Origin of the sequence: Rhodoferax sp. AJA081-3 (assembly GCF_017798165.1) — a bacterium.
GTDB lineage: Bacteria > Pseudomonadota > Gammaproteobacteria > Burkholderiales > Burkholderiaceae_C > Allorhodoferax.
Genome location: NZ_CP059068.1, coordinates 1,390,721 through 1,412,173, shown reverse-complemented (window position 1 = coordinate 1,412,173; position 21,453 = coordinate 1,390,721). Strand labels below are relative to the sequence as shown.

At 59.2% G+C, this 21,453-nt stretch carries 18 protein-coding genes; 6 read left to right on the top strand and 12 right to left on the bottom strand.

The window, feature by feature from the left end:
• Positions 1-57 precede the first annotated feature (57 nt).
• Entirely contained in the window at positions 58-1,221 is a 1,164-nt protein-coding gene (locus tag HZ993_RS06545; RefSeq protein ID WP_209396443.1) for a branched-chain amino acid ABC transporter substrate-binding protein, read from the top strand.
• 6 nt (positions 1,222-1,227) lie between these two features.
• On the opposite strand, the gene HZ993_RS06540 is transcribed toward HZ993_RS06545, so the two are convergent.
• The 6 genes from HZ993_RS06540 to HZ993_RS06515 form a co-directional block, all read right to left on the bottom strand.
• Positions 1,228-2,592 (bottom strand): MBL fold metallo-hydrolase RNA specificity domain-containing protein, encoded by a 1,365-nt coding sequence (locus tag HZ993_RS06540; RefSeq protein WP_209396442.1) that lies wholly within the window; start codon positions 2,590-2,592, stop codon positions 1,228-1,230.
• Positions 2,593-2,708: 116 nt separating this feature from the next.
• Positions 2,709-3,848, bottom strand: coding sequence for a molecular chaperone DnaJ (gene dnaJ / locus HZ993_RS06535; protein WP_209396441.1), 1,140 nt, complete (start codon positions 3,846-3,848; stop codon positions 2,709-2,711).
• Positions 3,849-3,973: 125 nt separating this feature from the next.
• Positions 3,974-5,941 (bottom strand): molecular chaperone DnaK, encoded by a 1,968-nt coding sequence (dnaK, locus tag HZ993_RS06530; protein ID WP_209396440.1) that lies wholly within the window; start codon positions 5,939-5,941, stop codon positions 3,974-3,976.
• A 128-nt stretch (positions 5,942-6,069) separates the two neighbouring features.
• Positions 6,070-6,633, bottom strand: a complete 564-nt coding sequence (grpE, locus tag HZ993_RS06525; RefSeq protein ID WP_209396439.1) for a nucleotide exchange factor GrpE — start codon at positions 6,631-6,633, stop codon at positions 6,070-6,072.
• A 122-nt stretch (positions 6,634-6,755) separates the two neighbouring features.
• On the bottom strand, positions 6,756-7,109 hold the full coding sequence (locus tag HZ993_RS06520; protein WP_209396438.1) for an FKBP-type peptidyl-prolyl cis-trans isomerase: 354 nt from the start codon (positions 7,107-7,109) through the stop codon (positions 6,756-6,758).
• A gap of 166 nt (positions 7,110-7,275) precedes the next feature.
• Positions 7,276-7,587: a helix-turn-helix domain-containing protein gene (locus HZ993_RS06515; RefSeq protein ID WP_209396437.1), complete on the bottom strand. Its 312-nt coding sequence runs from the start codon at positions 7,585-7,587 to the stop codon at positions 7,276-7,278.
• A 228-nt stretch (positions 7,588-7,815) separates the two neighbouring features.
• Between HZ993_RS06515 and HZ993_RS06510 the strand changes: the two genes are divergently transcribed.
• Positions 7,816-8,097 carry a late competence development ComFB family protein gene (locus HZ993_RS06510; RefSeq protein WP_209396436.1) on the top strand — a complete coding sequence of 94 codons (282 nt, stop codon included), beginning with the start codon at positions 7,816-7,818 and terminating at the stop codon, positions 8,095-8,097.
• On the opposite strand, the gene HZ993_RS06505 is transcribed toward HZ993_RS06510, so the two are convergent.
• The 4 genes from HZ993_RS06505 to HZ993_RS06490 form a co-directional block, all read right to left on the bottom strand.
• Positions 8,094-8,927, bottom strand: a complete 834-nt coding sequence (locus HZ993_RS06505; RefSeq protein ID WP_245213849.1) for a shikimate dehydrogenase — start codon at positions 8,925-8,927, stop codon at positions 8,094-8,096. The genes HZ993_RS06510 and HZ993_RS06505 overlap by 4 nt on opposite strands.
• Positions 8,928-8,931: 4 nt before the next feature.
• The gene (rpoD, locus tag HZ993_RS06500; protein WP_209396435.1) at positions 8,932-11,235 is read right to left on the bottom strand and encodes an RNA polymerase sigma factor RpoD; all 2,304 of its coding nucleotides are present in this window, start codon (positions 11,233-11,235) and stop codon (positions 8,932-8,934) included.
• Positions 11,236-11,528: 293 nt separating this feature from the next.
• Positions 11,529-13,544: a DNA primase gene (gene dnaG / locus HZ993_RS06495; RefSeq protein WP_209396434.1), complete on the bottom strand. Its 2,016-nt coding sequence runs from the start codon at positions 13,542-13,544 to the stop codon at positions 11,529-11,531.
• 159 nt (positions 13,545-13,703) lie between these two features.
• Positions 13,704-14,282 (bottom strand): peroxidase-related enzyme, encoded by a 579-nt coding sequence (locus HZ993_RS06490; RefSeq protein WP_209396433.1) that lies wholly within the window; start codon positions 14,280-14,282, stop codon positions 13,704-13,706.
• A gap of 104 nt (positions 14,283-14,386) precedes the next feature.
• Here HZ993_RS06490 and katG point away from each other — a divergent pair, with 104 nt between their 5' ends.
• From katG to HZ993_RS06470, 4 genes are all read left to right on the top strand, one after another.
• Positions 14,387-16,567, top strand: coding sequence for a catalase/peroxidase HPI (gene katG, locus HZ993_RS06485; RefSeq protein WP_209396432.1), 2,181 nt, complete (start codon positions 14,387-14,389; stop codon positions 16,565-16,567).
• A 136-nt stretch (positions 16,568-16,703) separates the two neighbouring features.
• The gene (locus HZ993_RS06480; RefSeq protein WP_209396431.1) at positions 16,704-17,528 is read left to right on the top strand and encodes an ABC transporter substrate-binding protein; all 825 of its coding nucleotides are present in this window, start codon (positions 16,704-16,706) and stop codon (positions 17,526-17,528) included.
• Between the two features lie 9 nt (positions 17,529-17,537).
• Positions 17,538-19,571, top strand: a complete 2,034-nt coding sequence (locus HZ993_RS06475; RefSeq protein ID WP_209396430.1) for an ATP-binding protein — start codon at positions 17,538-17,540, stop codon at positions 19,569-19,571.
• An 84-nt stretch (positions 19,572-19,655) separates the two neighbouring features.
• Positions 19,656-20,471, top strand: a complete 816-nt coding sequence (locus HZ993_RS06470; protein WP_209396429.1) for an EAL domain-containing protein — start codon at positions 19,656-19,658, stop codon at positions 20,469-20,471.
• 24 nt (positions 20,472-20,495) lie between these two features.
• Here HZ993_RS06470 and HZ993_RS06465 read toward each other — a convergent pair whose 3' ends face one another.
• On the bottom strand, positions 20,496-20,963 hold the full coding sequence (locus tag HZ993_RS06465) for a GNAT family N-acetyltransferase (protein ID WP_209396428.1): 468 nt from the start codon (positions 20,961-20,963) through the stop codon (positions 20,496-20,498).
• A 101-nt stretch (positions 20,964-21,064) separates the two neighbouring features.
• A complete protein-coding gene (locus HZ993_RS06460) occupies positions 21,065-21,337 on the bottom strand; it encodes a hypothetical protein (protein WP_209396427.1) in 273 nt (90 codons plus the stop codon).
• Positions 21,338-21,453: the final 116 nt, after the last annotated feature.

The following is a 21,453-nucleotide window of genomic DNA, read 5'->3' as shown; positions in this document are numbered from 1 at the left end:
CATACAGTGACCGAACCCATTTTCCCACGGCCGTTTTCTTAATTTACTGAGCACACCATGCGAACACCACACTCTCCCCGTCGCCACGCGCTGCGCGCCATTGCGCTGGCTGTTGTTGGCTCCAGCCTTATGCTGCAGGGCTGCGATAGCCCCCCATCGACCATCAAGATCGGTGTTGCCCAGCCATTGAGCGGCAATTTGGCGGCCCTGGGCCAGGATTTGCTCAACGGCGTGAATCTGGCGGTGGCAGAGCTCAACAAAGAAGGGTTCCGCGTCAAAGGCAAGCTGGTGACGCTGGAAGTGGTCGCCATGGACGACCGTGCCAGTGCGGATACCGGCAAAGAGGTGGCCCGCCAATTGGTGGATTCCGGGGTAGTGGCCGTTATTGGACACCTCAATTCGGGCGTGAGCATTGCCGCCGCACCGATTTATGCCGAGAAGAATATCGCCCAAATGGCGATTTCGACCAACCCCAAGTTCACCCAGTTGGGCTTGCCAACAACCTTCCGTTTGGTGGCCAACGACACCCTGCAGGCCAAAGCGATAGGTAGCTTCTCGGGGTCAAAGTTCCAGGCTACCAAATACGCGGTAGTGGACGACAGCACGCCGTATGGCAAAGACCTGGCGGCGGGTGCCATCAAGGAACTGGTTGCTGCCAAGAAAGACATCACGCTGAAGCAATCCTTTGACGACAAGACACGGGAATTTGATGAGCTTGCAGGCAAGATCAAAGCTGCCGGTGTGGAGGTGATCGTCACCACGCTGAGCGACTTTCAAAATCTGGCTCTGCTGGAAGCACTGAAGAAGATCAGCTACACCAATGTCAATATGCTGGGTGGTGACACCATCAAGACGACTGACATGCTCAAGGGCGCCGGTATTGTCAACGGCCTCTACGCAACCTCACCGATTCTGGAGGCGCGCGAGTTCCCCACCGGCAAGGCCTTCCTGGAAAAGTATCTCGCGGCCTACAAGGTTGCGCCCGCCTATGCGGGCCACTACACCTATGACGCAATGCACGTTCTGGCAGCGGCGATCCGCCGTACCGAATCGGCCAAGCCCGCGGACATCGTCCAGGCCTTGCGCAAAATCGACGGTTATGCGCCAGTGACGGGCTCCATGCGTTGGGACGAGACGGGTGAGCAGCGTTACGGCGTTATTGGGGTCTCTGCTGCCCGTGCGGCGCAGTGGGAAGCCCAGGTTCGCTCCGACAACTGGTGAGATAACTCAACACGGCCAGCACGCGCCGTGTTCGGGCACCAGGGCCCGCCACCCCAGTTCGTGTTCAATGCGCGCGCGCAAAGCATCGGACGCGGACAGGTCCCCATGCACCACATAAACCTGGTCCGGTCGGTTGGGCATGCTGCGCAACCACTGCAGTAGTTGACCGGCGTCGGCATGGGCCGAGGCCGACTGCAGTTGCACAACTTCCGCATGCACATCGATATCTCGGCCGTGTATGCGTACACTTTTGGCCCCGCTGGCCAGCGTTGCGCCCCGCGTGCCGGGTGCCTGGTAGCCGGTGAGAATGACCATGTTGCGGTGGTTGCCCAAATGGTGTTCCAGGTGGTGCAGCACACGGCCACCCGTTGCCATGCCGCTGGCCGACAGTATGACCATGGGGCCGTGGCGTGACGCCAGCGCCCGGGACTCGTCCGTGCTGTTGACCATGGTTGCACCGCGGGTAAGGGCGTGGGCATCGTGGGGGCTGAGTCGGTGTTCACCAATGTGGTTTTCGAACAGGTGGGTGGTGTGCACTGCCATGGGGCTGTCCAGAAACACCGGCAGGGCCTTGGGCACTTTTCCTCTGATTTTGAGCTGTGCGATAGCATGCAGCACCGCCTGCGCACGCCCCACCGCAAACACCGGAATAACCGCCACACCACCACGCGACGCGAGCGTGTGAAGGGCTTCACCCAGTTCGGCCGTCAGGTTTTCCACGGGGTGGCTGCGGTCGCCGTAGGTGGATTCGATCAACACCGTGTCGGCTGCTGGCGCAGCGGCAGGCGGGTACATGATGGAGTCATCGGGTCGACCCAGGTCGCCGGAGAACAGAATGCGTTTGCCAGCGACCTCCAGCAACACACTGGCTGCGCCCAGAATATGTCCTGCGGGGCTGAACGTGATGCGCCAGCCAGGTATGGGCTGGAAGGTTTTCCCCATGTCTACCGCCTTGATCAGGGGCAGGCAGTCCAAGGCGTCCTGGCGTGTGTACAGCGGCAGGGCAGGGCTGTGTTTGGAAAATCCGTGGCGGTTGGCAAAGGCGGCGTCTTCTTCCTGGATGTGGCCGCTGTCGGGCAGCAAAATTTTGCACAAAGCCTGCGTGCCTTTCGTGGCGTAGACCTTGCCTCCAAAACCTTCCTTCACCAAGAGCGGCAGGTAGCCGCTGTGGTCCAGGTGGGCATGGGTCAACACCACCGCATCAATGCCATCGGGCGCAATGGGCAGTGGCGTGCGGTTGCGCAGGCGCAGCTGTTTGTAGCCCTGGAAGAGACCACAATCGATCAGCAGACTGTGCCCACCGTGTTGCACCAAGTACTTAGAACCGGTGACCGTGTTGGCTCCACCCAAAAACGTGATGTTGACACCCATTCCCAGACCCCCAAGTTTGCGCAGACTGCTGTTTCGGCAATAAAAATGCCGCCGAGTCATTTATAGACTGGGCGGCATGGTTTTGGCCAGTGCCTAAGCGCAAAGCTTGATGTGCATCAACTGAAGAAACTCTTCAAGCGGTCGGTCCAGCTGTCACCGGATGGTGAGTGTTTGTTACCGCCCTTCTTCAGGGACTCATCCAGTTCGCGCAGCAAACGGCGCTGGTGTTCGCTGAGTTTGACCGGAGTTTCGACCGCGATGTGGCAGTACAAATCACCGGGGTAACTTGCGCGCACACCCTTGATGCCCTTGCCGCGCAGGCGGAACTGCTTGCCGGTCTGGGTACCTTCGGGAATATCAATGGCGGCCTTTCCGGCCAGCGTGGGCACATCTATTTCACCGCCCAGCGCGGCTGTTGCCATGCTGATGGGCACCGAGCAATGCAGGTCATCACCGTCGCGCTCAAAGATGTCGTGTTTCTTGAGACGGATCTCGATGTACAGGTCGCCGGGCGGCCCGCCATTGGTTCCGGGTTCGCCATTACCGGTGCTGCGGATGCGCATGCCGCCGTCGATACCTGCAGGGATTTTGACTTCCAGCGTCTTTTGCTTTTTAACTTTGCCCTGCCCCTGGCAGGCCATGCAAGGTTCAGGGATAACCTTGCCCGTGCCACGGCAGGTAGGACAGGTTTGCTGCACGCTGAAAAAGCCCTGGCGCATCTGCACCGAACCGGTGCCGGTGCAGGTGCCGCAGGTCTTGACCTGGGTGCCGGGTTTGGCGCCGCTGCCCTTGCACACTTCGCAAGAATCCCAGCTGGGAATGCGGATCTGGGCATCCTTGCCGCGGGCCGCTTCTTCCAGCGTGACTTCCATGGCGTAGCTGAGGTCGCTACCGCGGTAGACCTGGCGTCCACCCGCGCCGGGGCGGCCTCCACGCTGTTGGCCAAACATATCGCCAAAAATATCACCAAAGGCTTCGGCAAAACCGCCGTAACCCTCACCGCCCGGGCCGCGCATATTGGGGTCCACACCGGCGTGGCCATGCTGGTCGTAGGCCGCGCGTTTCTGCGGGTCCGACAGCATTTCGTAGGCTTCTTTGGCTTCCTTGAATTTCTCTTCCGCCACCTTGCCGGAGTCGCCCTGGTTGCGGTCCGGGTGGTGTTTCATCGCAAGCTTGCGATAAGACTTCTTGATGTCTTCTTCAGAGGCGTTTTTGGGAACACCCAGGATTTCGTAAAAGTCTCTTTTAGTAGCCATGGTTGCCAGACAGTGTTGTTGGTCTTTGAATCGTTGCGCAAACTTGATGCAAAACGCCGCGCCGATGATTCCTGACGAATCTTTCGGGCGCGGCGCGCCAAATCAGCACGCTTTACGCGTGTGGTTTAGCCCTTTTTGACTTCCTTGACTTCGGCGTCCACCACGTTGTCATCGTGGGCATGTGCCGACGATGCGCCACCGCCACCGGCGGCTTGTTGTGATGGCTGTTCGCCGCCTTCTGGCTGTCCACCTTCTGCGGCCTGCTTGGCCTGCATGTCGGCGTACATCTTCTCGCCCAGCTTCTGGCTGGCTGCCATCAGTGCGGTGTTCTTTTCGTCAATGGAGGTCTTGTCGTCGCCCTTGATGGCTTCTTCCAGGTCCTTGATGGCGGCTTCGATTTTTTCCTTCTCGGCAGCGTCGAGCTTGTCACCGTACTCGGTCAGGCTCTTCTTCACGCTGTGGATGCTGGAATCGGCCTGGTTTTTGGTTTGCACCAGTTCGACTTTTTTCTTGTCGTCGGCAGCATTCAACTCGGCGTCCTTGACCATCTGCTGGATTTCGGATTCCGACAGGCCGGAGTTGGCCTTGATCGTGATCTTGCTTTCCTTGCCGGTGCCCTTGTCCTTGGCGCCCACGTGCAAGATACCGTTGGCGTCGATGTCAAACGACACCTCGATCTGGGGTGTACCACGGGCTGCGGGTGGAATGCCTTCCAGGTTGAACTCGCCCAGCATCTTGTTGCCGACCGCGATTTCGCGCTCGCCCTGGAACACCTTGATGGTCACAGCGGGCTGGTTGTCTTCGGCGGTCGAGAAAGTCTGTGCAAACTTGGTCGGGATGGTCGTGTTCTTGGTGATCATCTTGGTCATCACACCGCCCATGGTCTCGATACCCAGGGAGAGTGGTGTCACGTCCAGCAGCAGCACGTCCTTGCGGTCACCGGCCAGCACCTGGCCCTGGATGGCGGCGCCCACGGCCACGGCTTCATCGGGGTTCACGTCCTTGCGGGGTTCCTTGCCGAACAGTTCCTTGACCTTCTCTTGCACCTTGGGCATGCGGGTCATACCGCCGACCAGGATCACGTCATGGATGTCAGAGACTTTGACGCCAGCGTCCTTGATGGCGGTGCGGCAAGGCGCAATGGTGCGTTCGATCAGCTCTTCGACCAGGCTTTCCAGCTTGGCGCGGGTCAGCTTGATGTTCAGGTGCTTGGGGCCGGAGGCATCGGCCGTCACATAGGGCAGGTTGATGTCGGTCTGCGCGCTGCTGGACAGTTCGATCTTGGCCTTTTCGGCTGCTTCCTTCAGGCGTTGCAGGGCCAGCACGTCCTTGCCCAGGTCCACGCCCTGTTCTTTCTTGAACTCGGCAATGATGAAGTCGATGATGCGCTGGTCAAAGTCTTCGCCGCCCAGGAAGGTGTCGCCATTGGTGGACAACACTTCGAACTGCTTCTCGCCATCGACATCGGCGATTTCGATGATGGACACGTCAAACGTGCCGCCACCCAAGTCATATACGGCGATCTTGCGGTCGCCCTTTTCGTTCTTGTCCAGGCCGAATGCCAGCGCAGCTGCTGTGGGTTCGTTGATGATGCGCTTGACGTCCAGGCCAGCGATACGGCCGGCGTCTTTGGTGGCTTGGCGTTGTGCGTCGTTGAAGTAGGCGGGCACCGTGATCACGGCGTCGGTCACTTCTTCGCCGAGGTAGTCTTCGGCGGTCTTCTTCATCTTGCGCAAGATGTCAGCACTGACTTGCTGGGGCGCCATGCGGTTGCCGCGCACTTCGACCCAGGCGTCGCCGTTGTCGGCAGCTGCAATCTTGTAGGGCATCAGGTCGATGTCCTTTTGCACTTCCTTTTCGGAGAATTTGCGGCCGATCAGGCGTTTGACGGCGTACAGCGTGTTCTTGGGGTTGGTCACCGACTGGCGCTTGGCAGATGCACCCACCAGCACTTCGCCGTCTTCCTGGTACGCAATGATGGATGGCGTTGTGCGTGCACCTTCTGCGTTTTCAATCACTTTGGCGGTGTTGCCTTCCATGATGGCGACGCAGCTGTTGGTGGTACCCAAGTCAATGCCGATGATTCTTCCCATGATTTACTCCTAGTCGTTTTGGGGACAGAACCAGTGGCCCGTCCCGCAAGGTTATTCGATGAATTTACAGATGAGGATGACTTGAAGCCAGATGTACGGATTTCAAGTGGTAATTGCGTGGATCTGGCTTATTTGGGGGCCGAAACGGTCACCAGGGCGGGGCGCAACACGCGGTCCGCAATCAGATAGCCTTTTTGCAACAGGCCGACAACCGTGTTGGCTTCCTGCTCGGACGGCACCACACTGATGGCCTGGTGCTGGTGCGGATCAAATTTGGTGCCGGGGGTTGGGGCAATGGCCATAACCTTGTTGCGCTCCAGTGCTGCCGTCAGCTGGCGCAGTGTGGCTTGGGCACCTTCGCGAATCTGGTCCACAGTGCCGTCCTTGATGGTCAGGCCCGCTTCCAGGCTATCGGCGACCGGTAGCAGGCTCTCAGCAAAACTTTCCACCGCGAATTTGCGCGCCTTGGAAATTTCTTCTTCGGCACGGCGGCGCGCGTTTTCGGCATCGGCCTTGGCACGCAGATACTGGTCTGCCAGGTCACCGGTCTTGGCTTGCAAAGTTGCCAACTCGGCTTGCACCTGGGCCAGAATGTCCGGCTCTGCAGTGTTTTGCGACGCAAACATGCCTTCGGTGCTTTGAAAACTGGCGTCAGAAGGCTCTTGTTGGGGGGTAGATGGCTGGTCAGACATGCAAGTAGGTGTAGGTTTGACTATGGGTTGTTTTGCTGAGCCTAGTTATGGGGCTTCAGCAGCGCAATTCAAGGGGCCATAGGGCCCTTTTTTGGCGTGGTACCCGGCAGTCCGGGCGCCAATCAGGTCGAGGTGCCCAGCAGTTCCACGTCAAATTTCAGGGTTGCGTTGGGAGGAATAACGCCGCCAGCGCCACGTGCGCCATATCCCAGGTCTGCCGGGATGATCAGTGTGCGTGCGCCGCCCACTTTCATGCCTGCGACGCCTTCGTCCCATCCGCGGATCACCATACCAGCGCCCAACTGGAAAACAAACGGGTCATTGCGGTCCTTGCTGGAGTCAAACTTGGCGCCTTGGGTGCCATTGTTGTACAGCCATCCGGTGTAGTGCACTGTCACGCTCTGGCCCTTGGTAGCCGTAGCGCCGGTGCCTTCTTTGGTGTCTTCGTATTGCAGGCCGGTAGCGGTGGTGGTCATGGGAAATCCTTTGGTGAAAATTGGACGGATCGTCGCGCGAACGGAGGCTGCCTGGCAGACAGGCATGGCACTTCATCCCGTTCGGCAAAGCCTTGGATTATGCCGCAGGCAAAAAAAAGACAGGTTAAAACCTGTCTTTGGGGATGCCGAGTTGCGAAACTGGGGCTTAAGTTGCCTTTTTGGCCTGGCTGGTGGACCATTTGCCGGCAAATGCCTGCAGGTCACCCAAACGTTTGAGCAAATCGGCGCCCAGATTGGTCACGGAATAACCGTCGCTGCCATGGGTCATCAACCCGGCTTCACGCAGTTCCTTGATACGGGTGTTCAGCGTATTGGGGGTGATGCCACCCACGCTGTCCTGTAACAAACGGAATGTTTGTGCGTGGCCGTCGCGCAGGGCCCACAACACGCGCATGGCGTAGCGAGACTCCAGCAGACTCAGCAACTGGCCGATGGCGACCGATTCTTTAGCACTCATTAACTTACCTCTCCTTGACGCGGGTTCTCGGCCGACCAACTGCTTGGCCACGACGGCCGACACTGCAATTTTGCCCGGCCTATTTAATCAGGTGAAACTATATCGCAGTTTTCGGCATGCTACAAGTTTCATAGCTGGTGGCACGGCCTCCGGTCGCTTGTCAGAGGATGGCAGAGGTGCTAAGGTTGTGCCCAAAGCAAGTTTTTGGGCCGCCTTTTGGAGATTCCCATGGTGTTTAATTTTGAGCAGGTACACAACTACTACGAGCGTCTTGTTTTTGAAGAAGTGGCTCGCCGCTCAGAGCAATACCAGGACTTTTCACCCGATATGCTGGGTGACGTCGCCTGCGTGGCCCTGAACCGCCTGCCGGCGCGCTACGTACGCCACGACGTGGATCTGATGTTTTACCTGACCGAGCAGGAGCGCCACGCCATTGAACTGTCGCTGGAAGAAGTGCTGCAGTTCGCGTTTGGTTTTGTGCTCGAACGCTCTACCAAAGCCGCGGCCTAAAACGTCGCCAGCACTTTGGCAAGCAGCGCAGGCGTGACGCCGGGCTGCACGCCAAACCACGCCGCAAATGCCGGTCTGGCCTGGTTGAGCAGCATGCCCAGCCCATTCACTGTTACGTGCCCCCGCAGCCTTGCTGCCTCCAATAGGGGTGTTTCCAGTGGCACATAAATGATGTCCGATACCAGCGCCTGAACGGGGAGCTGGTCCAGGCGCAGGTCCAGCGCTGCTTCACCATGCATGCCCTGGTTGGTGGTGTTGACCAGCAGGGCAGCACCGGCCAGCGCATCGTGCCGGTCTTCCCAGGGAATGGCGCGCACCGGCCCGCCAAACTCCTGTGCCATGTCGTGGGCCTTGGCCCAGCTACGGTTGGTCAGGCGAATCTCGGTGGCGCCGCTGTCCATCAGGCCGACGATTACGGCGCGCGCCGCACCCCCAGCGCCCAAAACAACTGCAGGCCCCGCGTCGGCCTTCCAGCCGGGCTGGGCGTCCAACAGGCTCTGGATATAACCAAATCCGTCGGTGTTGCGCCCGGTCAGTGAACCGTCTGCCTCAACCACGATGGTGTTGACAGCCCCGATGCGCTGTGCCAGCGACTCAACCCGGTCCACCACGGCAAGCGCGGCGACCTTGTGCGGAATCGTCAGGTTGCAACCGGCAAAACCCAACACCGGCAGGGCGCGCAGCGCGGTTTCTATGCGTTCTGGTTGGACCGGCAGCAACACGTAAGCGCCGCTAAGGCCGTGCTCCGCAATCCAGTGGTTGTGGATGACCGGTGAGCGCGAATGCGCCACCGGCCAACCCATGACCCCTGCCAGCTTGTACGGGGCCACAGACTTATAAGTTGTCGGTAAAGCTGCGCAGCTTGTCGCTGCGGCTGGGGTGTTTGAGCTTGCGCAGCGCCTTGGCTTCGATCTGGCGGATGCGTTCACGGGTCACGTCAAACTGCTTGCCCACTTCTTCCAGCGTGTGGTCGGAGGTCATTTCGATACCGAAACGCATGCGCAGCACCTTGGCTTCGCGGGGCGTCAGGCTGTCCAGAATATCCTTGACCACGTCGCGCAGGCCTGCCTGCATCGCGGCTTCCATCGGCGCGGTGTTGGCACCGTCTTCGATGAAATCGCCCAGGTGGCTGTCGTCATCGTCGCCGATGGGTGTTTCCATGGAGATCGGCTCTTTGGCGATCTTCATGATCTTGCGGATCTTGTCTTCCGGAATCTCCATGCGCTCGGCCAGCACGGATGCATCGGGTTCGAAACCAAACTCCTGCAAATGCTGGCGGCTGATGCGGTTCATCTTGTTGATGGTTTCGATCATGTGCACCGGGATACGGATGGTGCGCGCCTGGTCCGCAATGCTGCGGGTGATGGCCTGGCGAATCCACCAGGTGGCGTAGGTCGAGAACTTGTAGCCGCGGCGGTATTCAAACTTGTCCACGGCCTTCATCAAACCGATGTTGCCTTCCTGGATCAGATCCAGGAACTGCAGGCCACGGTTGGTGTATTTCTTGGCGATGGAGATGACCAGGCGCAAGTTGGCCTCGATCATTTCCTTCTTGGCGGCGCGCGATGCGTATTCGCCCGCGTTCATGCGCTTGTTGATGTCTTTCAACTGGTCCAGTGGCACCACGACCTTGGCTTGCAGGTCGGTCAACTTTTGCTGCAGGTCTTGCACGGGCGGGATATTGCGGCCCATCACCGCGCTCCACGACTTGCCGGCAGCTGCCTGCTTTTCGATCCACTTCAGGTTCAGCAATTGCGATGGAATCTTGTTGCCATTCTTGTCACGGCCGCTGAAGTCGGCGATGAAGTTCTCTTGTGGGTAGCCGCACTTGTCCACAATGATGCGGCGCAGTTCGCGCTCTTTCTTGCGGATGTCGTCCACCTGGCCACGCACCATGTCGCACAGCTTCTCGATCGCTTTGGCGGTGAAACGTATGGACATCAGCTCTTCGCTCAGCGCCTTCTGGGCGGTGATGTAGTGTGGTGTGCCGTAGCCTTCCTTGTCGTAAACCTTGTGCACTTTCTCAAAGAGTTCGCGCAGGCGGTCGAAGCGGGACATCGCTTCTTTTTTCAGCTCTTCGAGCTTCTTGGTCAGTGCCTTGGAGCCGCCCTTGCCGTCGTCGTCGTCATCGGCGTCGAACTCATCAAAATCTTCTTCGGCCACGTAGTCGTCGGCCTCGTTGGGGTTGGAGAAGCCGTCCACGATGGTGGTGATAACAACCTTGCCTTCGCGAATGTCTTCGCCCAAACGCAGGATTTCGGCAATAGTTGCGGGCGATGCACTGATCGCCTCCATCATGGCCATCAGGCCGCCTTCAATGCGTTTGGCAATTTCGATTTCGCCTTCGCGGGTCAGCAGCTCCACCGTGCCCATTTCACGCATGTACATGCGCACGGGGTCGGTAGTGCGGCCGAATTCGCTGTCTACCGTGGACAGTGCAGCCTCGGCTTCTTCCTCGGCCTCTTCCTGGGTGGCGGCGGTGGACACATTGTTGTTCAGCAGCAGGGTCTCGGCATCCGGCGTTTGTTCGTACACCGCTACACCCATGTCGTTCAACATGGAGATCACCACTTCCAGCGTTTCCGCGTCGACCAGCTTGTCGGGCAAGTGGTCGGAGATTTCGCCGTGGGTCAGGTAACCGCGGGTCTTGCCCAGGGTGATCAGGGCCTTGAGGCGCTGGCGGCGCTTGGCAATGTCCTCTTCAGACAGGACCGTTTCGTCCAGGCCGAATTCCTTCATCAAGGCGCGTTCCTTCGCCTTGCTGATCTTCATGCGCAGGGGCTTGACCTTCTCGCCCGTGGCGGCAACCGCTTCGGGTTCACCGACCAGATCGGCCTCAATGTCCGACATGTCCATGTCATCGCCCGAGGATTCTGCAGCTGCGCCTGCCTTGGGCTTGCGGCCACGTTTGGCACCTGTCTTGGGCGGCGCGTCGGACTCCGCCGCTGCGGCCTTGGGTGGGCGACCGGGTTTCTTCTTGGCTGCTGCGCCAGCATTGAGCAGGGCGTCTGCCGCGTCTTTCAAGAGCTGGGCCTTCGACTTGGGAACAACAGGTGGCTTGGATGCGGGCACGGGTTTGGCTTTCTTATCGGACTTGGTCGGGGACTGGACAGCTTTGACAGATTTTTGAGCAGGCATGCGATAACCTCAGGACATCAAAAAAACGGGCGAACAGATCGGGCGCCGTCTACACCGCTACAGAGGCAGGCGCAGTTGGCAGGGCAGGAAAAACTTCCTAGTGGCAAGATGGGAGGGCGAACATTTGGAATGCAGTCCTTGCGGTAAGGTGGCCGGTTGTGATCTACCAACGCTTGGCCTGGCCCGGAGGTGCTGCTGTCGCTCTTGCCGAAACAACCAAGTAGTATAGCCGGAATGCGGCGTGTTATTGGATGATATTGGCGGATTGCGGAAATTCAAGGCGCAGAGTCGCCTCAGGTGGCGGCTGCAGGCGGGCGGCTGGCCAACTCCAGTTGCAAGCGGCGGGCATGTAACTCGCGGTAATGGGCTTGGGCCGTCGGGTCCGTACTGATGGCAGCAATAGCCAGGGTTTCCTGCTCCTTGATGCGGTCTATCAGCATGCGGTTGAGCAGATCGCGCAGTTCCAAACCGGTGTCACCCGCACCTTCGCCTGCAACCCCATTGGACATGGTGGGATCAGACATCAGCCGCAGCGCCAATTCTTCTGCAGTTTGCCCCTTCAGCTCGTCGCGCAGGGCGCCCCAGGCCAGCGGGCCGTGTTCGTGCAACTGGGCCTCCAGCCAGGCGATCAGCGGGCCGTGGGGCGCGGGCAGTTCGCACAACAGGGCGTGGTCCTCGTTGGTTAATGCCTCCCACAATTCGCTGTGACCCAGCAAAATGCGCGTGGCGTGGTCGGCGCGGCTGGCCAGCGGGCCGCGTAGTGGTGGGCGCACAGGGCGATCACGGTCCCATTTGTTTTTGCCTTCCCACTTGCCTTTGCCCTTCCACTCGCTCTTGCCCTCCCACTTGCTCTTGCTTTTCCAAGTGGACGTGGCGCCTTCACCATCCAGCGGGTGCCCCCAAGAGGTAGCGCCCACGCTGTTCTCGTCATAGTCGTCGGGCTGCCAGTCGCCGCTGTGGCGCACGGCGGGTGGGGCTCTGTGGCTCTGCGGCGTTTGGCTGGCCCCCGCCCACAGCGCACCCAGTTCGGCACTGGGCAGTTGCACCTGTGCAGCCAGTTCACTGAGCAATTGCAGCTTCAGGGCGCCATCGGGCAACAAACCCCACAGCGGTTTGGCATTGGCCGCCATGTGGGCGCGGCCCTCGGCCGTGTTCAGGTCACAGCCCTCGCGCGCCGCCTCCACCAGGAAGCGGGAGAGCGGTGTGGCTTCGGACACATACCGAGCAAATTCATCCTGGCCGTGGGCGCGGATAAAGCTGTCGGGGTCGTGTTCATCGGGCAAAAACAAAAACTTGATGCTGCGTACATCGGTGGCGTAGGGCAACGCGGCGTCTAGCGCCTTGCGCGCCGCGCGTTTGCCGGCCGAGTCGCCGTCAAAACTGAACACGACTGCATCGGTAAAACGGAATAACTTGTGCACATGGTCAGCCGTGCAGGCCGTGCCCAAAGTGGCCACCGCATTGGGGAAACCCAGCTGCGCCAGCGCCACCACGTCCATATACCCCTCGGTGACCAGCACATAACCATGTTCGCGCAGCGCATTGCGGGCCTCAAACAGGCCGTACAACTCGCGGCCCTTGCTGAAGACCGGCGTTTCGGGTGAGTTCAGATACTTGGGTTTGTCGTCGCCCAGCACACGGCCGCCAAAGCCTATGCATTCACCCTTGATATTGCGGATGGGGAACATCACCCGGTCGCGGAAGCGGTCGTAGCGTTTCTCTTCGTTGCCGCCTTCTTCGGTGTTGGAGATGACCAGGCCGCTTTCCACCAGCAGCGGGTCGTCATAGTGCGGAAAGACACTGGCCAGACTGCGCCAGCCTTCGGGTGCATAACCCAGCCCAAACTGCTTGGCGATCTCACCGGACAGGCCGCGGCCCTTGAAGTAGGCGATGGCGCGGGGTGAGTCCTTCAGCGCGCGGCGGTAGGCGTCTCCGGCTTTCTCCAGCACATCGGTCAGCGTGTTCTGCTTCTGCTTTTGCTCTTGGGCGCGGGCACGGTCTTCGGGTGAGGCTTCGTCCTCGGGGATCTGCATGCCGTACTGCTGGGCCAGGTCCTTCACCGCTTCGATGAAGGTCATGCCGGCATGGTCCATCAAGAAGCTGATGGCATTGCCGTTTTTGCCGCAGCCAAAGCAGTGGTAGAACTGTTTGGCCGGGCTGACCGAGAACGACGGCGACTTTTCCCCATGGAAGGGGCACAGGCCCATGAAGTTGGCGCCGCCCTTCTTGAGCTGCACGTAGCGGCCAACAATCTCCACCACATCGGCGCGGGCGATGAGTTCCTGGATAAAGGTTTGCGGGATGGCCATGGCGGGATTGTAGGCAGTGCGGTTGGCCGGGGTTTGCTCAAGCACCCGTCGTTTGCTATAAAATAAGTAGCTAATAAGCTAGTATTTACGGGGGCTAGAGGCATATTTCGCCAACAACGATTGCCGGCAGGCCCTCCCTCCCCATCTGCCCATTCCGGCTTATTTTTGCTTGGGCACCCGCCCCAGCAGATAAAACTCGGGGTTGGGCATCATGCTGGTTACATTGGCCATGCGGTTGGACAGGCCAAAAAAGGCCGTGATGCCGGCAATGTCCCAGATGTCCTCCTCGTCAAAACCGTGGGCGTGCAGTTTGGTGAAGTCGGCATCTTCCACTGTGTCGGAGTGCAGGCAGACCTTCATCGCAAAGTCCAGCATGGCGCGCTGGCGTGGCGTGATGTCGGCCTTGCGGTAGTTCACCGCCACCTGGTCGGCCACCAGCGGCTTTTTCTCATAAATGCGCAGGATCGCACCGTGGGCCACCACGCAGTACAGGCAGTGGTTGGCCGCGCTGGTGGTGGTGATGATCATCTCGCGCTCGCCCTTGGTCAGGCTGCTGCCCTCGCGCAGCATCAGCGCGTCGTGGTAGGCGAAGAACGCGCGCCACTCGGCCGGGCGGCGGGCAAAGGCCAGGAACACATTAGGCACAAAGCCGGACTTTTCTTGCACCTCCAGGATCTTGGTGCGGATGTCTTCGGGCAAGGTGTTGAGGTCGGGCAGGGGATAACGGGGTGTGGACATTGGATTGCGCTATAGCTTAAATTAATAAAACTAACTTGATTGATAGATGTTCGAAATCTACACTGACCCAGTCAGTCTAGTGCAAACCATCCAAGGAGAGACCCATGTCAAGCGAAGCCAAATGCCCCTTCCACCACGCTGCCAGCGGCGGCACCACCAACAAGGACTGGTGGCCGAACCAGTTACGCGTGGAGTTGTTGAACCAGCATGGCAACAAGTCCAACCCCTTGGGTGAATCCTTCAACTACGCCGAAGAATTCAAGAAGCTGGACTACAAGGCCCTGAAGGCCGACTTGGTCAAACTGATGACCGACAGCCAGGACTGGTGGCCCGCCGACTTTGGTCACTATGGCCCGCAGATGGTGCGCATGGCCTGGCACAGCGCCGGCACCTACCGCACGCTGGATGGCCGTGGCGGCGGCGGACGCGGGCAACAGCGTTTTGCCCCGCTGAACTCCTGGCCCGACAACGTCAACATCGACAAGTCGCGTCGGCTGTTGTGGCCTATCAAGCAGAAATACGGCCAGAAGATTTCCTGGGCCGACCTGTTCATTCTGGCGGGCAACGTGGCACTGGAGAGCATGGGCTTTCGCACCTTTGGTTTTGCCGGTGGCCGCGAAGACGTGTGGGAACCCGACATGGACGTGAACTTTGGCGCCGAGACCCAATGGCTGGCCGCCGACAAACGTTTCAGTGGCCCCAACGGCGCTGCATTTGACCGCAACAAGGGCGAGGGCGAGCTAGACAAAAACCTGGCCGCCACCCACATGGGCCTGATCTATGTGAACCCCGAAGGCCCCAACGCCAGCGGTGACTACCTGGCCGCGGCCAAAGACATCCGTGCCACCTTCTACCGCATGGCCATGGACGACGAAGAAATCGTTGCGCTGATCGCGGGCGGCCACACATTTGGCAAGGCCCACGGTGCCGCACCCGAATCACACAAGGGCCCGGAGCCCGAAGGCGCGGGCATCGAAGCCCAGGGCCTGGGCTGGAACAGCAGCTTCGGCACCGGCCATGGCAAAGACACGGTTTCCAGCGGCCTGGAAGTGACCTGGACCACGACCCCCGCCCAGTGGGGCAACAACTTCTTCGAGAACCTGTTCAAGTTCGAATGGGAGCTGACCCACTCCCCCGCGGGCGCCAAGCAGTGGGTGGCCAAGGATGCGCCGGAGATCATTCCCGACGCCCATGTGCCGGGCAAGAAACACAAGCCCACCATGCTGACTACCGACCTGACGCTGCGTTTCGACCCTGAGTTCGGCAAGATTTCCAAGCGCTTCCATGACGACCCACAATCCTTTGCCGAAGCCTTTGCCCGCGCCTGGTTCAAGCTGACCCACCGTGACATGGGGCCCAAGGCGCGTTACCTGGGGCCTGAGGTTCCCAAGGAAGACCTGATCTGGCAAGATCCGTTGCCCGCCGCAACGCTGAATCCCACGGCCGCGGACCTTGCCGACCTTAAGGTAAAAATCGCAGCCTCTGGCCTGTCCGTCTCCGAAATGGTGTCGGTGGCCTGGGCCTCGGCCTCCACCTTCCGCGGAGGCGACAAGCGCGGTGGCGCCAACGGCGCACGCCTGGCCCTGGCGCCGCAAAAGGATTGGGCCATCAACGCGATTGCCATCAAGGCCTTGGCCAAGCTGCAAGATATCCAAAAGGCATCTGGCAAGGCATCGCTGGCAGACGTGATCGTGTTGGCCGGCAGCGTGGGTGTCGAACTGGCGGCCAAGGCGGCCGGTGTGGCGGTGGAGGTGCCGTTTACCCCAGGGCGCGTAGATGCCACCCAGGCGCAAACCGATGTGGAATCCTTCGCCGTACTGGAGCCGCAGGTGGATGGCTTTCGCAACTACAAAAAGGGCAAGATCGGCGCCGCGACCGAGGCCCTGTTGATCGGCAAGGCCCAGTTGTTGACACTGACCGCGCCCGAGCTGACCGCCCTGGTCGGCGGCCTGCGCGTGTTAGGCGCCAATGCCGACGGCAGCCCACATGGCGTGTTCACCGACACGGTGGGTGTGCTCAGCAACGATTTCTTTGTCAACCTGCTGGACATGGGCACGGTGTGGAAGGCAGCGGACGGCGAGGGCGAAGTGTTTGAAGGCAAAGACCGCAAGACCGGCACGGTGAAATACACCGGCACCCGGGCCGACCTGGTCTTTGGCTCCAACTCGGTGCTGCGCGCGTATGCCGAGGTGTATGCCAGCGCCGACGGCAAGGAAAAGCTGGTCAAGGACTTTGTGGCCGCTTGGACCAAGGTCATGAACCTGGACCGCTTCGACCTGGCTTGAGCTGTTTAGCCATGCCTGCCAGATCTGCAATTGCGCAGGACTGGCAGGGGTGTTGCCTCGCAAATGGCGCGTTGGCACGTCCACGGATACACGCTAGACTGCATACGGGGAGCTAACTCAAACGAGGTGAAATTCCATGGCCGCTGATGTTGGATACCGGGTGGGGAATATCGTACGGGTCTTGGTTGCCTGCACCATGGTCGGTATTTTGGGTTTGGGACACTCCGCCAGGGCGGATACCTGCAAGAAGCTGGTCGCCACTGGAAACCCAGAGTACGCGCCCTACCTTTGGCGTGACACGCAGGAACCCGGCAAGTTGATCGGCGCCAATGCCGACCTCATGCAACTGCTGGCCCAAGCCTTGGGCATCCCCATTGAAGTCCGTTATGTAGGGACCTGGGCCCGCGTGCAGGAAGAAGCAAAAATCGGTCGAATCGATTTGATTGCGGGGGCCTTTTTTACGCAGGCCCGACTGGACTACATGGACTATTTCCATCCACCGTTTCAAGGCACCCGCAGCGTGGTTTGGAGCGCTGCTGCCAAACCGGTGCCCTTCAAGGCCTGGGACGATCTGCGCGGCCTGCACGGCCTTACCGTGATCAACAACAGCTTTGGTGAGGCATTTGATCAGTATGCCAAGGCCAACCTCAAGATAACCACCGTACCGACGTTGGAGCAGGCGATTCAGATGCTGGCGCTGGCGCGTGCCGACTACATGATTTATGAAGAGGCTCCCGGTCTGGCCTACATGGCCAAATTGAATATTTCTGGCTTAAAAATTGCTGCTACCGAGGTCAGCAGTGAAGCTCTGTTTTTGACCTTCTCCCACAAATCCCCCTGCAACACACCAGAGATGCGTGCGCTCATCACCAAAGCCGTACTCAAGTTGAACAAAGAGAAGGCCATGGAAAAACTGATTGAACCCAATATTCAGCTTTGGCGAAAGCAATCAAAGTCCTGACGCGCCGTAGTGAATACTTCCCTGGGGACTACTCTATTCCAGCGCTGGACCAAGTTGTCCATGCGGCAAACCCTGATGCTGGGTGCGGGGCTGGGGATTTTTCTGCCCGCCTTGTTGTTGACCTATTTTCAGACCACCAGCAGGCTAGAAACCGAGGTCAACCAGCGGGTTCGGGTGCCGATGCAGTTGTACTCAGACGTACTGTCACGCGGTCTGGCAATCGCCATCTGGACGGTCGATAAAGACGTGACAACCGGGCTCACTGACGCAGTCATGCGCAACCCGGATGTCGTCAGTGTCACCGTCAGAGACGAGTTTCAGAAAGTCCTTGTTCACAAAAAAAGTGGGCTGGCTCTCCAGAGCACGCCTCTGATTGAAAGGCGATCCATCGTGCACGAGGGCCTGGTGATCGGGTACCTGGAACTTGAACTCACGACTGCACGGATTCAAGCGGACATTTTTCGGGATATTGCCAAACAGGCCTTGGCGCTGGTAGCCCAGCTGGCCATTTCGTTTGCCTTGATCTGGTTGCTGTTTGACTGGCGCATGATGCGGCCGCTGCGGGCGTTGCAGGCCGATGCGTCGCGACTGGCACGTGGCGAACTCACCCAGCCTCTGCAATGGCGCCACGCTGACGAACTGGGGACCTTGGCCCAGGGCCTGGACCATATGCGCACCGAGTTATCGAGCCTGATCGCCGAGCGCGACCAAAAGAACGACGCCTTGACCCAGGAACTGCTGGTGCGGCGGCGCACGGAGGCTGCCTTGAGTGTCAGCCAGGCCAAGTTTCTCGCCATTTTCGACGGATCACCCGTAGCTATCTCGGTCTCGCAAATGGGCGGGGCGTTCACCATTTTGGATGTGAACGGCGCCTGGGAGCGGCTGTTTGGCCGCAGCCGAGAGGCCATACTGGGAACCAGTGGCGCGCACAATGGCATGTGGGTCAGCCAAGAAGTGCGCCAAGAGGTGTTGCGGACGCTTGAGCAAAAGGGTGTGATCTCCCGCCACCAGGCTTGGATGCAGCCCGGAGATGGCCGGCCCAGCATCCTGTGTGAAATATCCGGACAAGTGCTTGCCATGGCGGAACAGCCCATGCTGATACTGGCCTACGAAGACGTCACCGACAACCACCAGCAGGCGCTGAATATTCTCGGGCTCAACGCAACGCTGGAACGACGTGTCGGCGAGCGCACACAGGAACTATCGGAAGCGCTGGCGCAACTGACCACTGCGCAGTCCGAGTTGGTGCGCAAGGAAAAGATGTCGGCATTGGGCTCGCTGGTCGCAGGGGTTGCACATGAGCTCAATACACCGGTTGGCAACAGTTTGACCGTGGCCAGCACCTTGCAAGAGCATGTCAAAGCCTTCACCAGCGATGTCGAAAAAGGAATTACCCGCAGTCGCCTGAATGCTTTTTTGACAACGGTTGGCGAGGGCTCCGATATTCTGATGCACAGCCTGCACCGCGCGGCAGAACTGGTTGCCAGCTTCAAGCAGGTCGCCGTTGACCAGGCCAGTGTCAACCGGCGCGTGTTCCAACTGGATGCCGCCGTTGCGGAGATTTTGCTGACCTTGGGCCCGAGTATTCGCAAGTCGCAACACGCGGTGCATAGTGTCGTACCGGCAGGCATCACGATGGACAGTTACCCTGGACCCTTGGCACAAATACTCACCAACCTCATCGGCAACGCGCTGTTGCATGCCTTTGATGGCCGCGAAAATGGAGTGGTTACCTTAAACGTTCGACGACTGAACGACGCGCAGGTTGAGCTGACGGTTTGTGACAACGGTAGCGGGATTCCAGATGCCAACCTGGCCCGTGTTTTTGACCCATTTTTCACCACCAAATTTGGCCAGGGCGGCAGTGGCTTAGGACTCAATATCGTGTACAACTTGGTAACTGGCATGATGGGTGGCGAACTGAAGGTGGACAGCCCTCCCGGACAGGGGGCTTGTTTCACCATCAGGCTGCCCCTGGTCGCCCCGGCAGCCGCGCCAGAAGTACCCTTGCCCACTTTGTTGGGCAGCACGTTGGGTCGATAACATGGTTGGCACAGGGATAGATTTTTATTAAGCTTGCTCAGCGCATGATGGTCCTTGAAATTACGCCGTTTTGGAGTTCTACCGATGAAGCTTGTCCCCCCGCCCGGAGTCAATCCCACCTTCCCGATAGACTTTAAGCCGCTGGCCGGCACACCGCAAGACTGTGTGGATTGCGGCAAGGCAGAACGTGTGGGTTTTGAGTTTGACTACGCGTTTCAACCCATAGTCGATGTAGAGCGCAAGACCGTGTTCGCGCACGAGGCTCTGGTGCGCGGGCCCAATGGCGAAGGCGCTTACTCTGTGTTGTCGCAGGTGAATGAGCAGAACCGCTACCGGTTCGACCAGGCCTGCCGCGTCAAGGCCATCCGTGGGGCCAGCCAGTTGGGCATACAAGAGTATGTGTCCATCAATTTTCTGCCCAACGCCATCTACAAACCCGAAGTCTGCATACGCACCACGCTGGCAGCGGCGCAGGTGCATAACTTTCCATTGGACCGCATCATCTTTGAAGTGACGGAGGGCGAGCGCATCGAAGACGGCCCCTGGTTTGCACAGATTCTGCGCGAATACAAACGCTGCGGATTCAAGACCGCCATTGACGACTTTGGCGCGGGTTATGCGGGTATGAAGCTGCTGTCGGATTTTCAGCCCGACATCATCAAGATCGATATGGACCTGATACGCCATATCGACACCAATCATCCACGCCAGGTCATCGTGCGCAGCTTGGTGCGTCTCTGTGAAGAGCTGAACATTCAGGTGGTCGCAGAAGGCATTGAGACCCTGGGAGAGCGAGACTTTTTGCGTGACGCGGGTATTCGTCTGATGCAGGGTTATCTGTTTGCCAAGCCTGCGTTCAGAGCTGTGGCGACGGTTGACGCTGCGGTTTACGCCGATTGATGTCTGGTTGCGGAGGGTAGTTGCTCAGGCTGGATGCTCTGCGCGTTCATACAGAACATCGGGGCATTTTTCTTCATTGGACTGCCCGTCCGAGAACTCCACTGGTTTGAAGCCATACCGCTCGTAGAAGCGCCTGGCACCGGCGTTGGCCTGGAACGTGTAGAGGCGAACTGGCTGCGTGACACCTGCCAGTGCATGCTCCAGCAGTTTGCTACCCAAACCCAAGCCGACCGAGTCCGGTCGAACATATAGTTGATCAAGCCACAACAGCGGACCATCGATGGCCGTTGCCACAAACCCAACGACCTCACCACCAACCTGGGCAACGGTGACGGATGCGTCAGGGATTAGTTTTGACTCGATCCACAGGCGAATATCCGCTTCGCTGTGCGCAAGAGGTGCGTAGGCAAGAAACGTGGCCCTAGACGATAGGTAGACATCGGCGACGGCTGGCGCATCGGCAAGTGTGGCGGCGCGTAGAAACAAACTCATTTAAGGCAAGTGTCGGCCAGCGTGGGTGGCCCACAACCGCGTACCCAACTGTAAAGAAATGCAGGAACGAACGCCGCCGTTGTGGAGCCAACTGACAGGCATCACGCCCCGCCCATTTTGGAGAGAAGTCGTCGCAGGATCACCGGCACTATTCCCACGGTGAAAAAGGCGATGAGAGCAAACCCCAAAAATGTAATGCCAGTGGTCCAAGTGTTGTGCCACATCACAGTCTGCACGTCCTCATCTAAAACACCCCCGCAAGACTGCAGGTGCAGTTCATCGGTCAAGGCAGCATAGCCTGCGAGTCCGCCCAAGAGGCAGGAAACAACCAAAACCCCCGTCAGGAAAGCTCTCTCACGACGCGAAAAGTGCATTTGTGAATCCTAACAACTCAATGTCCAAAGCAATTCAGATCGAAACCCTGACCCCCAACACGCGCCGCAATCCCGCACCGCCCCGCGCAGAGTTTGGAGCCGGGGTCCGCGCCGAT